Annotated in this window: 13 protein-coding genes; 8 read left to right on the top strand and 5 right to left on the bottom strand. The window is 69.5% G+C overall.

Annotated features, from left to right (window positions below; all coding sequences use genetic code 11):
* Positions 1-167 precede the first annotated feature (167 nt).
* Positions 168-2,123, top strand: coding sequence for a GTP-binding protein (locus ACLQ27_RS25555; RefSeq protein ID WP_425869026.1), 1,956 nt, complete (start codon positions 168-170; stop codon positions 2,121-2,123).
* Positions 2,124-2,174: 51 nt separating this feature from the next.
* Here the strand turns inward: ACLQ27_RS25555 and ACLQ27_RS25550 are convergent, their stop codons facing one another.
* The 3 genes from ACLQ27_RS25550 to ACLQ27_RS25540 are packed head-to-tail and all read right to left on the bottom strand — an operon-like array spanning position 2,175 to position 3,603.
* Entirely contained in the window at positions 2,175-2,738 is a 564-nt protein-coding gene (locus ACLQ27_RS25550) for a dihydrofolate reductase family protein (RefSeq protein WP_357489492.1), read from the bottom strand.
* Positions 2,726-3,232, bottom strand: a complete 507-nt coding sequence (locus ACLQ27_RS25545) for an SRPBCC family protein (protein ID WP_425869023.1) — start codon at positions 3,230-3,232, stop codon at positions 2,726-2,728. Before ACLQ27_RS25545 ends, ACLQ27_RS25550 begins: the two co-directional genes overlap by 13 nt.
* Positions 3,229-3,603 (bottom strand): ArsR/SmtB family transcription factor, encoded by a 375-nt coding sequence (locus ACLQ27_RS25540; protein WP_234581809.1) that lies wholly within the window; start codon positions 3,601-3,603, stop codon positions 3,229-3,231. The genes ACLQ27_RS25545 and ACLQ27_RS25540 overlap by 4 nt, the downstream gene beginning before the upstream one ends.
* A gap of 180 nt (positions 3,604-3,783) precedes the next feature.
* Between ACLQ27_RS25540 and ACLQ27_RS25535 the strand changes: the two genes are divergently transcribed.
* Positions 3,784-3,969 (top strand): hypothetical protein, encoded by a 186-nt coding sequence (locus ACLQ27_RS25535; protein ID WP_357490581.1) that lies wholly within the window; start codon positions 3,784-3,786, stop codon positions 3,967-3,969.
* A gap of 52 nt (positions 3,970-4,021) precedes the next feature.
* Here ACLQ27_RS25535 and ACLQ27_RS25530 read toward each other — a convergent pair whose 3' ends face one another.
* A complete protein-coding gene (locus ACLQ27_RS25530; RefSeq protein ID WP_425869021.1) occupies positions 4,022-6,193 on the bottom strand; it encodes a HelD family protein in 2,172 nt (723 codons plus the stop codon).
* Positions 6,194-6,423: 230 nt separating this feature from the next.
* On the opposite strand from ACLQ27_RS25530, the gene ACLQ27_RS25525 reads away from it, so the two are divergent.
* From ACLQ27_RS25525 to ACLQ27_RS25510, 4 genes are all read left to right on the top strand, one after another.
* Positions 6,424-7,659 carry a low temperature requirement protein A gene (locus tag ACLQ27_RS25525; protein ID WP_425869019.1) on the top strand — a complete coding sequence of 412 codons (1,236 nt, stop codon included), beginning with the start codon at positions 6,424-6,426 and terminating at the stop codon, positions 7,657-7,659.
* 248 nt (positions 7,660-7,907) lie between these two features.
* Positions 7,908-8,207, top strand: coding sequence for a hypothetical protein (locus ACLQ27_RS25520; RefSeq protein ID WP_425869017.1), 300 nt, complete (start codon positions 7,908-7,910; stop codon positions 8,205-8,207).
* 75 nt (positions 8,208-8,282) lie between these two features.
* Entirely contained in the window at positions 8,283-8,840 is a 558-nt protein-coding gene (locus ACLQ27_RS25515; protein WP_234581804.1) for a hypothetical protein, read from the top strand.
* Position 8,841: 1 nt separating this feature from the next.
* Positions 8,842-10,281 carry a dihydrolipoyl dehydrogenase family protein gene (locus tag ACLQ27_RS25510; RefSeq protein WP_425869015.1) on the top strand — a complete coding sequence of 480 codons (1,440 nt, stop codon included), beginning with the start codon at positions 8,842-8,844 and terminating at the stop codon, positions 10,279-10,281.
* Positions 10,282-10,416: 135 nt separating this feature from the next.
* Here ACLQ27_RS25510 and ACLQ27_RS25505 read toward each other — a convergent pair whose 3' ends face one another.
* Positions 10,417-11,025 (bottom strand): TetR/AcrR family transcriptional regulator, encoded by a 609-nt coding sequence (locus ACLQ27_RS25505; RefSeq protein ID WP_234581802.1) that lies wholly within the window; start codon positions 11,023-11,025, stop codon positions 10,417-10,419.
* 185 nt (positions 11,026-11,210) lie between these two features.
* On the opposite strand from ACLQ27_RS25505, the gene ACLQ27_RS25500 reads away from it, so the two are divergent.
* Positions 11,211-12,083: an alpha/beta hydrolase gene (locus ACLQ27_RS25500; RefSeq protein WP_425869013.1), complete on the top strand. Its 873-nt coding sequence runs from the start codon at positions 11,211-11,213 to the stop codon at positions 12,081-12,083.
* Positions 12,084-12,181: 98 nt separating this feature from the next.
* Positions 12,182-12,526 (top strand): hypothetical protein, encoded by a 345-nt coding sequence (locus ACLQ27_RS25495; RefSeq protein ID WP_234581800.1) that lies wholly within the window; start codon positions 12,182-12,184, stop codon positions 12,524-12,526.
* The last annotated feature ends 274 nt before the right edge of the window (positions 12,527-12,800 follow it).

Below are 12,800 nucleotides of genomic sequence, written 5' to 3'. Positions count from 1 at the left end.
TCTGCGAGCGAATTCGGTGGCGGCGGTCGCAGCGGGCGTGCGAGCCTCAGGGCGCCCCACCGCCGCACCTGGTGGAGGGCATCGACCACAGTGACCATGACGAGGAGTGACAATGCGAGCAGCTTCCACGCTCCGGACCCTTTACCGTCCTACCGTGGAGTTCTGCTGTGGCCTTGTTGAACCTTGGAATCGTCGCCCATGTTGACGCTGGAAAGACCAGCCTGACCGAGCGCCTGCTCTACGAGGCAGGCGCCGTATCCCAGTTGGGCAGCGTCGACGCCGGCACGACACGGACCGACTCGATGGAGCTGGAGCGCCGACGCGGCATCACCATCCGAGCGGCCGTCACGTCGATCGCCATCGGTGATCTGACCATCAACCTGCTGGACACCCCCGGCCATCCGGATTTCATCGCCGAGGTCGAGCGGTCGCTGGCCGTTCTCGACGCCGCCGTACTCGTGGTGTCGAGCGTCGAGGGGGTCCAGCCGCAGACCGTCGCCATCTGGCGGGCGCTGCGTCGCATCGGCGTACCGACGGTCTTCTTCCTGAACAAGGTGGACCGCCGCGGCGCCGACGTCGAGCGGGTGCTGACCCAGGTACGCCAGCGGCTCGGGGCGCGTCCGGTCCCGCTCACCACGGTCACCGGCCAGGGCGGGCGCGACGTCCGGGTGCGGGCCGTCGGCCTCGACGCCGAACCGGTGCTGGAGGCGGTCGCGGAGGTCGACGACGCGGTGGCGGCGCGGTGGCTGACAGACGAGCCGGTACGCGTCCGCGACGTCCGGCGTGCGATCCGGAACGCGGTGCGCCGCGCCGAGCTCACCCCGGTGGCGTGCGGCTCGGCGATCACCGGAGCAGGCGTACGGCAGCTGTGCCACCTCCTCGCCGACCTGCTGCCGCGTGGCGAGCAGCGGGACGGTCCGCTGGCGGGCACGGTGTTCGCCGTCGATCGGGACGGCCACGGCCGGCGGGCCTGGGTGCGATTGTGGTCCGGGCGTCTGCGGGTGCGCGATCGGGTGCAGCTGGCCGGAACCCGCGCGCAGACGGTGACCCAGATCGCCGTCATCGAGCCCGACGGCGTGCTGGTGCGCCAGTCGGTGTCCGCCGGTCAGATCGCCGCGGTGCGTGGCGTCTCGGCCCGGATCGGCCAGCACATCGGGGACCCGCCCCGGCGGCACGGCTACCGCTTTCCGCCGCCCACCCGGCAGGCGGTCGTCGAACCGGTGCAGCCGGAGCAGCGGCTGGCGATGTTCGCCGGTCTGGCCGAACTGGCCGACGAGGACCCGCTGGTGGACCTGCGGCTCGACGAGCAGCAGGCGGAGGCGGTGATCCGTCTGCACGGGGAGGTCCAGAAGGAGGTGCTCGCCGCTCTCCTCGAGGACCGGTACGGCGTCCGGGTGCGCTTCTCCGGCACGCTGACGGCCTGCATCGAGCGGGTCGTCGGCACGGGAGCCGCCGAGGATCGGGTGAACGAGCGCGGCAACCCGTACCTGGCCGGGCTCGGGTTACGGATCGAGGCCGCCCCGGTCGGGCACGGCATCGAGTTCCGTCCCGGCGTCGAACCCGGCCGGCTGCCACCGGCATTCGTCGCCGCCACCGAGGAGGGCGTACGGGCCGCGCTGCGGCAGGGCCGGCACGGTTGGCCGGTCACCGACTGTGTGGTGACCATGACGGCTTCCCGGTATCTCCCGCGACAGAGCAGGCCGCATCAGAAGTTCGACAAGTCCATCTCGACAGTGGCGGCGGACTTCCGCCACCTCGCCCCGGTCGTGGTCGCCGCGGCGCTGCGTCGAGCCGGTACCCGGGTGTGCCAGCCGATCGAACGGTTCGACGTCAACCTTCCCCAGCGCACGGTGGAGACGGTGCTGGCGCTGCTCGGTAGGCGTGCAGGGGTGGTCCACGAGACCGCCGTCGCCGGCGGCTACCTCGAGGTGAGCGGCACCCTGCCGTCCTCCCGGGTGCCGCAGGTCGTCGCCGCCCTTCCCGACCTCACCGGCGGGGAGGCTGTCCTGACCACCACCTTCGACCACTACGCCCCGGTCACCAGGGAGGACCCGCCGACCCTGCCCCGGCGCGGACCGGACCCGGACGACCGGGAGGCGTGGTTCCGGGCCGTGCCGCGGTAGTCGCCGGCCCGATTCGGCGGTTGACCCCTCCCGCGCACACCGGGTCGTCGCTCACTGCCCGAGAGAGCGGTAGTGGAGGTGCAGGACGCCGTTTCGGAATCGGCGCTCGTCGAGGAGTTCGAGGTCGGTGCGCGTACCGGTCGGCATCCCGGGTTTGCCCCCGCCGACGACAACGGGCCAGATGAACAGATGGCATTCGTCGACCAGTCCGGCCTCGAAGGCCTGTGCCGCGAGGTTGGCACCTCCCACGGTGATATCGCTGCTGGCCGTCGCCTTCAGTTCGCGTACCGCGGCGGGGTCGAAACGGCGTTCGAGCCGGGTGTCGGCGGTTGACACCGAGGTGAGGGTCGTGGAGTAGACGACCTTTTTCGCCGCCTTCCAGGTGCGCGCGAATTCGGCCGTGAGGTCAGACTGCGCGGCCAGGGCCGGATTGGTCTCCCAGTGGGCCATCGATTCGTACAGGCGCCGGCCGTAGAGGAACGTGTCCGCGGACCGCAGGAGGTCGGTGCAGAGCACGAACACCTCATCGTCCATCGGCAACCACGCGAAGACGCCGCGGTCGTCCTCGATGTATCCGTCGAGCGACATGTTGGTCACGTAGATCAGCTTTGCCATGCGTCTGCCTTTCGGTGATCAGCGGCGAGGATCCGGGGGTTCGCCAACGCGGCGTCCAGCTTGGTGAACGCCTGGCGCCAACCCTCCTCGCTGGGATGTGTGAGGTGCTCCGGCAGCCACTGGCGGATCTCCAGGCGCGTCCGCCCCTCGGCCGCGTCGTGGAACTCGACCCGCAACCTCGTCCGGAACGGCTCGATGCCCTCCTGCAGCCGGCCGCCGACGTGCATGAGGCCTTCGAGCAGTTCGCCGTCGGTGACGTCGGTGAGGGCGACGTGGACGTGCACGCGAAGGTCGGGGCTGGCTTCGTTGACCTCCGTCCACCGCTGGAAGCCGCCGGGGCGTACGTCGAACTCGATCTCGTCGCGCGGCAGTGAGTTGCCGGTCGGGCCCCACCACGCCGCCAGGTGGTCGGGGTCGGTGAAGGCTCGGTAGACGAGCTCCCGTGGCGCGTCGAACAGCCGGGAGATGACGAGTTGCGGAGTGTCGGCGTTCATTCGGGCTCCCGGGTGTCGTCGGCCATCTGATCGGTTGCCTGTCCGGCGGCCTGCACCGCGGCAAGGTGGGCATCGAGGCGGGTGAGGGACGAGTCCCAGAACCGCCGGTAGTGCTCGATCCAGTCGGCTGCCTCGCGGAGCGGGGCGGCCTCGAGGCGGCTCTCGCGCCACTTGCCCGATCGCGACCGCGAGATGAGCGCGGCGCGTTCGAGCACCTTCAGGTGCCGTGACACCGCTGGCATCGAGATGGAGAAGGAAGCGGTGAGGTCGGTGACCGTGGCGTCGCGTTCGGCCAGCTCGGCGAGGATCGCCCGTCGAGTCGGGTCGGCGAGCGCCGAGAACACCGCGCTGAGCTGATCGGTGCCAGCCATCCGAACCCCTCCCTTCACTTAACGAACATGTTAAGCGTATTGAGGTGTCGATGATGGTGTCAACGGGATTCGTTCGCTGACACGGGCGGCGACTGCGGATCGGCGCCCTCGGGCGGGACGCGAGGCACCGGCACGGCTGGTTAGTCTGGGGACGCCCGGCCGGCCAAGCCGACCGGAGCACTGGTGCAGACCCGTTCAGATCACCGCATCGCGATGAGCATGAGCGTGACCGGCCTGCGTACGCCGGGGATCGAGTTCGACGAACCGTCCTGCGTCGACAAGACCTTCCCGCAGTTCCACGAGGAGTTCGCCGCCCTGGCACGTGGCTGGGGCCTGTCACTGGACGAACGGGAAAGCAACGTCTGAGTCCGAAGCGGCAACCCCGACCGCGCCCTGGCCGGATGTCCGGGTACCTGTCTCACGGGTGCGGCGACTGCTGCGTGAGGATCAGTTGTCCGAGTTCCTGGGTGCATCGGGTGAGCGCGACGTAGAGGCCGTTCCAGCCGCGCGGCTCGGCGGCGACGCCCTGGGGGTCAATGAGGAGCGTCGCGTCCCATTCCAGCCCCTTGGACTGGGTGGCGGTGAGCACCGGCACATCACTCAGCACGGCCACGAGTTCGGCGACGCGGTCGGCGGGGGCGATGACGCCGACCGTGCCCCCGTGCCACCGGTGCCGCAGCTCCCGCACCGCTTCGGCGGCAGCACCAGCAAGCTCGGTGGGTGCGACAGTGCGCTGCCAGGGGGCGATGCCGGAGGAGCGCACCGCCCGGGGTGGCACGTTGTGGCTGCCCGCCTTCTTCAAGACCGGTTCGGTGAGGGCCATGACCTCGCGCGGGGTCCGGTAGCAGATGGTGAGTTCCGCGGCGGTCCACCGGTCTCCGAAAGCGGCCCGCACCGCTTGCGCCCAGCTGGTGTGCCGGTGGGCCGCCTCGGCCTGGTCGATGTCGCCGACGGCGGTGATGGAGCGACTGGGGCAGCGGCGGAGAACCATCTGCCACTGCATCTCGGACAGCTCCTGCGCCTCGTCGATGACGACGTGGCCGTACACCCAGCCGCGCTGCCGGCGAGCGCGGTCGGCGACGAACTCGCCAGGTGGTTGCGGGGCGTCGACCTCACCGAGCAGGTCGGCAAGGGCGTCGAGCAGGGGAATGTCGCTTGGTGCCCACCCGGCGGGCTCGGCCGCGACGGCGGTGATCTCCTCGGGGGACAGCTGCGGGGCGAACCGCGCCAGCAGGGCGCGGTCGGTCAGGAGATCACGCAGCAGGGTTTCGGGGTCGAGGGTGGGCCACCACGCCTCGACGAACCGGGCGATGGTGGCGTTCTCGGCGATACGGCACCGCAACTGTTCGATCTCCTCCTCGGAGAGCAACCCGTCGATGTCGCTGCCGGTGGGCGTCCGGGGGGAGCGGGGGTCGTGGCCCATTCCCTTGTCGACGCGGGCGAGGATGTCCTCGAAGCCCTCCTCCATCTCGTCCATCAGCGCCTCGCGTTGCTCGGCGACGACATCGGCGAGAAGGTGGTGCAGCTGCTCGGCGAACGCCGCGCGGGCGCGGTGGTACGGGCGGCCCTGCACCGCCGAGGCGAGCGCGTGCGCCACCGTCGGGGCGGGGATGACGAAGAACTCGCCCTCCCAGCGCAGCTTCAGCTCGCGGGGCCGGGGGAGCAGCGACGTGACGTGGTTTTCGAGCGCGGACTGCCAGAGGGCGCGGCCCTTGACCTCGGCGAGAAGCCGGCTCTCGTCGCGGCCCACCTGAACGTCGGCCAGCAGGGTGTCGCAGGTCGCCGAGACGACGGCGGTCTCACCGAGGGCGGGCAGCACCTGGGCGATGTACTGGAGGAACCGCGGCGAAGGGCCCAGAACCAGGACCGCCTGGTCGGCCATCTTCCGGTGGGTGAACAGCAGGTACGCGACGCGGTGCAGCGCAACAACCGTCTTGCCGGTGCCGGGACCGCCCTGAACGATCAGCGGGCCGGTCGCCTCCGCCCGGATGATGTCGTCCTGTTCGCGTTGCAGGGTGGCGATCGCCGTCGACATGCGACCGGTGCGCCGCTGGTCGAGGGCGGCCAGCAGCGCGCCTTCGCCGACGAGTTCGGCAGTCGCGGTGCCGTCCAGAGGCTCGTCGTCCACGCCGGCGACAGTCGACCCCGTGGTGCGTATGTGCCGGCGCCGCGCCTGACCCTGGGGGTCGACAGCCGTCGCGGTGTAGAACGGCCGGGCCGCGGGAGCGCGCCAGTCCACCAGCAGTGGCTCACTGTCCGCACCCTCGTCGCGCAGACCGACACGGCCGACGTGGCGAACGGTGCCATCGAGACCGTCGAGGCGGCCGAAGACCAGCCCTTCCCCTGCTCGCTGGAGCTCGTCGTACTGCTGGCGGAGCATGCGCTGGCGGGCCTGCGCCAACGCGTCGGCGGCCGCTGCCGACAGCTCGACCCGTAGCTGGTCGGCCAGCGTGTCGCGCCGGGCCGTGGCCACGTCGAGAAACGCCTGTTCCTCGGCGATCGCGGATCGGCGCGCGAGGTCCTCTGCGGGAGTTGCCGGTGATTCCTCGACACCAGCAGTGCCGTTGTTCAGAGCAGACTTCCGGCGCATTCGCAAGTCCTTGTCTGGGTATCCGTCGGGCCCGGATGAGCCGCAGTGCGGTCGGCGGCAAGCATAGGGTTGCGTTTCCCTCGTCGCCCAGGAAGTTCGCCGGCAGAGATGGGACTCTCAATACCTTGCAGTTTCGGATCGCTTGTGGCCCCGCTCAATCTCCATTTCCATTACGCAACTCCTTCGGCGGCCGGCTCGTTGGTGACCAGGGCGGCGGACGGAGGCGGACGATGGCGGCGGGGCGGGGTGCCGAACTGCTGCGCCCTCCACGGAGTTCGGGTCGAGCGACGTTCCTGGAGCTGTTCTTCGACCTGGCCTTCGTTGTGGCCCTCACCCGGGTCTCGCAGCGATTCGCCGAGTTGCGCGACGACACGGGTTGGGCGCTCGGCACGGGGTTCGGGCGTACCCTGCTGCTCTTTCTGGCGCTCTGGTTGATCTGGTCGCACACCGTCTGGATCACCAGTCGGTACGAACCGGAGCGGTCGATCATTCAAGCCGTCGTCGTCGGCACCATGTTCGCCGGACTGGTCATGGCGGTGACGCTGCCCCGCGCCCTGGAGGAGCGAGCGCTGCCGTTCACGGTCGCGTACCTGATGGTGATGGTGGTGCGGCCGCTGGTGGTCGCCGTCGCGCTGCGTGGCCATCCGCGACGGCTGGTGCCGTTCCGGCTTGTCGTCTGGGCTCTGGTGAGCACGCCGTTGTGGTTGGCCGGCGCGTTGGGACCGGATCACCTCCGCCTGCCGCTGTGGGTTGCCGCCCTCGCTGTCGACTACCTTGCGTGGGCATTGGGCTGGCCGCTGCCGTGGCTCGGGGTTTCGAGAGTGGGCCGGTGGCAGATCGACGGGACCCATCTCGCGGACCGTTATCAGCAGATGGTGCTCATCGCTCTCGGTGAGTCGATTCTGGTTGTCGGCACGGTCTTCGGCGGCGCGGACTATTCCGCCGGGCGGGCAGCCGCCTTCTCGATAGCGTTCGTCACCAGCGCGCTGCTCTGGCGGATCTACTTCTATCGCGCCGGTCTGCTGTTGACGGAGACGTTCGGCCGGGCGGGTATGCCGGGTCAGCTGGGCGCGGTGTCGGGATGGACGCACCTGGTGATCGTGCTCAGCGTCCTCGTCACGGCTGTCGGTTACGAGTTGGTGATCGATCATCCGTACGGGCAGCCGCGGCCCGGTTGGCTGCTGTTCGTGGTGGGCGGTCCGACACTCTTCCTCGTTGCCCGGATGCGGCTGGAGTACGAGATTTTCGGCCAGGCCTCCCGACCCCAGATCATCGGCGTGGTCGCCCTGTTGCTGGTCACGCCGGTGCTGACCCGCTGGGCGCCGATGGCCGGCCTGAGCGTGGTGGCCGTTGTGCTGGCCTTGGTCGTGCTCCTCGGCGCGCTGCGAGGGCGGGGCCGGTCGCTGGAGTTCTCCGCCTCGCCGATCGGACGGGAGGCGTCCGGAGATCGCGACTCCGAGGCGTGACGCGGCTGTCGTCGATCGTCGCAGTGACCCGTGTCGCCGCGTACCCGCCCGGCGCCTCCCGCGTCGCGCGTTGACGTCGCACCGGCACTGCTGTCGCAGCTGGTGACGAGCGACATCCGCAGGAGCAAGGCCAGATAGAACGGTCGGTCTTGACGGCGGGGCCGTCGGACGGGTACGGTCCTCACAGACAGAACGTTCGTTCTATCTGGTGTCCGCCGGGTGCGCGGCTGTCTCTGGAGGAGAGCGCCATGCCTACCACGATCACCCTCATCATCGGCAATCCCGCCGACCCCGCCGAGTTCGAGAAGGTCTACGCCGACGTGCGCCGGGCCGCGGAGACGTTCCCGAAGCTCCAGCGGGTCGAGTCGGCCAAGGTGTGGCCGAAGGAAGACGGCACGCCCACTCCCGCCTACCGGACGCTCGACCTGTACTTCGCCAGCTACGAGGACGCCTCCGCCGCAGTCGCGACGCCCGCTGCCGGCGCCGTCTTCGGTGGGCTCCAGGGCGCTCAGGTGGAGATCACGGGGCTGTTCTCGGACATCGAGTAGCACCGTCGTCCCGTCCCGGCGGTGGCCGCACCCCGCCGGGCGCCCCTTCGCTCCGGCATCACCGAGAGGATGACCATGACCACCCTTGCCGTTCCCGGCATCTCGACGACGGCCGCTGCCTTGCGGCGGCTCTACTTCGGTCGCTTCGCCTTCGCAATCGTCTGGGCCGCCGTGACGTTCCCACTCGCCAAGCACCTGAACCCCCTCACCGCCGCGCTGCTCGTGCTCTACCCGCTGTTCGACGTGGCCGCCGCCATCGTCGATGTCCGTGCGTCGCGGGCCACCGGATCGCCCACCCTGCTGTACGTGAACGTCGCGATCAGCCTCCTCGCCGCGGTGGGCCTGGGCATCGCCGGCGCGTCCGGCATCCCCGCGGTCCTGCGCGTCTGGGGCGCCTGGGCGGTCGTGGCCGGGCTGGTGCAGCTGATCGTGGGCGTCACCCGCCGCCGGATGGGCGGCCAGTGGCCGATGATCATCAGCGGTGGCATCTCCGTACTCGCCGGTGGATCGTTCATCGCGGCTGCCTCCGCGGACAACCCGGCGCTGACCAACGCGATCGGCTACGCCATCCCCGGCGCTATCTTCTTCCTCATCGCGGCCATCCGCCTCGGCCGCGCCGCGAAGGGGAACTGACGTGCAGAACGCCACGTACGACGTCGTAGTCATCGGCGCGGGGCCGGTGGGGGAGAACGTCGCCGACCGCGTCGTGCGGGGCGGCCTGACCGCCGCAATCGTCGAGCGGGAACTGGTTGGCGGTGAGTGCTCGTACTGGGCCTGCATGCCGACCAAGGCGTTGCTGCGCAGCCAGTCAGCGCTCCGGGCGGCTCGTCAACTGCCTGGAGCGCGCGAGGCGGTGACCGGCGAGTTGGACGCGGCGGCAGTGCTGCGCCGCCGGGACTCCTTCGTGTCGAACTGGACGGACGACGGGCAGGTGTCCTGGCTGAACTCGGCGGGGATCGCGCTGCATCGCGGCCAGGGGCGGATCAGCTCCGACCGCGTCGTCGAGGTGACCGGCGCGGACGGCGCCACCACCTCGCTCACCGCCCGACACGCGGTCGTCATCGCGACCGGAAGCAGCGCACTGGTGCCGGACATCGCCGGTCTGCGCGAGGCGGCACCGTGGACCAGCCGTGCGGCCGCCGCCGCGAGCGAGGTTCCCGGCCGGCTCGCCATCATCGGCGGTGGCGTGGTGGCCGCGGAGATGGCGACGGCGTACGCCGGTCTCGGATCGACGGTGACGGTACTCGCTCGGGACGGGGTGCTCACGAAGGCGGAGCCGTTCGTCGGCGAGCGGGTCACGCAGTCCCTGCGGGATGCTGGCGTGTCCGTCCACCTCGGTGTCGAGGCCACGTCGGTGCGCCGCGACGGCGACGGCACGCTGCACATCACGCTCACCGACGGCGGACAGGTCGACGCGGACGAAATCCTCGTCGCGATCGGCCGTACGCCGAACACACAGGACGTCGGCCTCGACCGGATCGGCCTGAAGCCCGGTGCCTGGCTCACTGTCGACGAGACCCTGCGGGTGGTCGACGGTTCCGGCGCGTTGATCGGCGATGGATGGCTGTACGCCGCCGGGGACGTCAACCGGCGGGTGCTCCTGACCCACCAGGGCAAGTACCAGGCTCGCGCGGCGGGCGACGTGATCGCCGCGCGGGCCAGGGGGGAAGCGGCAGACGACCGCCCGTGGGGTCGGCACGTCGCCACCGCCGACGCGCGCGCCGTGCCGCAGGTCGTCTTCACCGACCCGGAGGTCGCGTCGGTGGGGCTGACCGCAGCCGCCGCCGAGGGCGCCGGGCTGCGCATCCGGGTCGTCGACTACGACCTGGGGGCCGTCGCTGGGGCAGCGCTGCACGCCGACGGCTACCAGGGGCATGCCCGGATGGTCGTGGACGAGGACCGGCGGGTCATCGTCGGCTTCACCCTCGTCGGCCCGGACGTGGCGGAACTGCTCCAGGCCGCGACGATCGCCATCGTCGGTGAGGTCCCCCTGGAGCGGCTGTGGCACGCCGTGCCCGCGTACCCGACCGTCAGCGAGGTCTGGCTGCGCCTGCTCGAGGCGTACGGCCGCTGACCTGAGCCACTCGGCCGTGCGCGCTGTCGCCGCTGCGGCGCGGCTCGGCCGTAGTGGAAACACCGAAGGAGCTGGGTCATCCCCGCCTGGGGGTGGCCCAGCTCGAGATTGTGCGGGCGGCGGTCGGGCGAGAAACTAGCGGGCCGACTCTGCCGACTGACGTTCCGAGTTGATCCGCAGGAGTCCTTCGACCCCGCGCAGGAAGGTCTCGGACACCAACGTGGGGTCGGTGAGACATCCGGCGGCCATGGCGCCGTCCCGGAGCATGACGAAGTGACGCGCGGCAGGATCGGCAGTTTCCTCGTGGACCTGTGCCATGAGCATGGTGATGGTGTCCAGGAACCACTGCCGGTGGGCCAGGAGTTCCTGGTGCACGGGATGGTTCGTGTCAGGGTATTCCGCTGCGGCGTTCAGGAACGCGCACCCGCGGAAACCGGGGGACTGGATGTTCTGGGCGATGGAACCGGCGATGGCCAGGAGTGGGTCGACCGGCGATCGGTTGGTGGCCAGAGCCTCGTCGACCATGCCGCGCTCCAGCTGATGCACCTCACGCAGGTAGGCCAGGATCAGGTCGTCCTTGCTGGGGAAGTGCCGGTAGAAGGTGGCCCTGGTCACCTTCGCCTCGGCGATGATGCGGTCGACGCCGACGGAGTGGATGCCCTCCGTGTAGAAGATCCTGGTCGCCGTGCGGAGAAGCCTGAGTCGTGCCTCGGAAGGCCGGGCGTCGGGTTCGTCGCGCGTCATCCTCCCATCCTAGCGACAGAACGTTCGGTCTGGTCTGTTTCCACGGTATGGGGTGCGGCACCCGCGACGGGGTGCCGCACAAAATTTGATGATCCACGCAATTTTCCATCTGGCCGACGGTAGCCTCGAAAATGCTGAACTCTGGATGCTGCAACCCACCTGAGCCGGGGACAGCGGACCGATGCGTGCCGCTGGGAGAGATGTTCGGTGGGCCGTCCTCGTCGTCCGTTCTGCACACCGCGAGCAGTGGGCGGTGCGGCATCTCGAAAGGACTCCGAATGAGCGCTACTCCTGACATGTCGGCCCAGGAAGCAGGAATGCCGACAGTTGTGCTGGTGCACGGGGCATTCGCCGGCTCGTCCAGTTGGAATGGTGTGATCGCCAACCTCAGGGGTCGGGGTTATCCGGTCATCGCCGTCGCCAACCCGCTGCGGGGTGTACAGAAGGACGCCGCTTACGTTCGGGCTCTTCTGGACAGCTTGTCCGGACCTGTCGTGATGGCCGCCCATTCCTACGGCGGGCTGGTCATGACCGAGGCCGCGGCCGGCGCCTCCAACGTCAAGGCACTGGTGTACGTCGCCAGCGTGAGCCCGGACGTGGGCGAGAGCGTGATCGGTCTGCTCGGCATGTACCCCGGAAGTCAGCTCGCCACCAGCATCAACATGGTGCCGATCCCCTCCGACGACGGCGGCATGACCATGGATCAGTACATCCTGCAGGACAAGTTCCCCGAGGTTTTCGCCGCCGACGTCGACCCGGGCACCGCCGAGATCATGGCGGCGACGCAGCGGCCCGCTTCGGCGAGCGCCCAGGAGGAGGGCGTGACCAAGGCCGCCTGGAAGACGATCCCCTCCTGGACCCTGATCACCACTCAGGACCTGGGCATCCCGCCGGACCTGCAGCGCTTTCTGGCCGACAGGGCGGGGTCCACGGCAGTGGAGGTCGCCGCGTCCCACGCGGTGGCGGTTTCGCAGCCCGGCCCGGTCGCAGACCTCATCGACACCGCCGCCCGCGCCACCGCGCGCTCGATGCAGATGTCCAAGAGTCGTCAGGGTTGACCAGGCTTGCCGACGCGGCGGTCCGGTTCATTCCACCACCGAGAGCGCCGAGCAGAGCGGAGCCCAAGTCGAGCGTCCGAAGCTGCCATGATGCTCCGGTGAGTCAGACAGCGGAATGGGACCGCGTGGTCGAGGGCGTTCGTGTTTGTTTCATGGCCGGCCAGGACGACGAACCGGAGACTGCCGACAACATCGATGCGCACCTGTGCCTCGCTGATGGCACCCGTCGTTACGCCACGTTCATGACGACGGATGAGATCGGCCGTCTCCTGCAACGGTGGGCTGGGACCGGGGAGGTTGGTGGCGGCCGATACTTCTGGTGCTCCGATCTGGTCATCATTCCAAGGCCCGGTGTCGAGGCGATGGTGGCGGCCTTGGCAGAGATGATCCGATCTGGGGACATCGACGTGATGCTCGGCGAGGTGAAGGACAGCGCGGTCTAGATCGTTGACCGGTATTTCTCCTCTTCACTCGTGCCACTACTATCTCCTCCGCTTCCGGTCAATGGTCCCGAATGGAACCCCTGTCCGGAAACCTCCAGGCAGCCCAATGCTGGGATCTTGATTTGCTGGTCTTGTCGTACCGGGTCCCTACGATGCGCCGATGACGCGATTCGTGGAGCAGCCCGACTACGAGGGTTGGAGTTCATCGACCTGTCAATGGCCAGCGCAACCTTCCGCGAGGTGGATCTCAGCGGCGCCCGGATGCGTGGCGTGC

Origin of the sequence: Micromonospora sp. DT63 (assembly GCF_049841615.1) — a bacterium.
Lineage (GTDB): Bacteria > Actinomycetota > Actinomycetes > Mycobacteriales > Micromonosporaceae > Micromonospora.
Note: the sequence above shows the minus strand (reverse complement) of the source record. Positions and strands in the feature narration are given on the sequence as shown.

What these genes read in the sequence shown, in the direction of transcription:
- ACLQ27_RS25525 (WP_425869019.1), top strand. Translation starts at nt 6,424, where the DNA reads ATGGCGGCGGGGCGGGGTGCCGAACTGCTGCGCCCTCCACGGAGTTCG.
- ACLQ27_RS25540 (WP_234581809.1), bottom strand. Translation starts at nt 3,603, where the DNA reads ATGGCTGGCACCGATCAGCTCAGCGCGGTGTTCTCGGCGCTCGCCGAC.
- ACLQ27_RS25515 (WP_234581804.1), top strand. Translation starts at nt 8,283, where the DNA reads ATGACCACCCTTGCCGTTCCCGGCATCTCGACGACGGCCGCTGCCTTG.
- ACLQ27_RS25520 (WP_425869017.1), top strand. Translation starts at nt 7,908, where the DNA reads ATGCCTACCACGATCACCCTCATCATCGGCAATCCCGCCGACCCCGCC.
- ACLQ27_RS25545 (WP_425869023.1), bottom strand. Translation starts at nt 3,232, where the DNA reads ATGAACGCCGACACTCCGCAACTCGTCATCTCCCGGCTGTTCGACGCG.
- ACLQ27_RS25505 (WP_234581802.1), bottom strand. Translation starts at nt 11,025, where the DNA reads ATGACGCGCGACGAACCCGACGCCCGGCCTTCCGAGGCACGACTCAGG.
- ACLQ27_RS25530 (WP_425869021.1), bottom strand. Translation starts at nt 6,193, where the DNA reads ATGCGCCGGAAGTCTGCTCTGAACAACGGCACTGCTGGTGTCGAGGAA.
- ACLQ27_RS25550 (WP_357489492.1), bottom strand. Translation starts at nt 2,738, where the DNA reads ATGGCAAAGCTGATCTACGTGACCAACATGTCGCTCGACGGATACATC.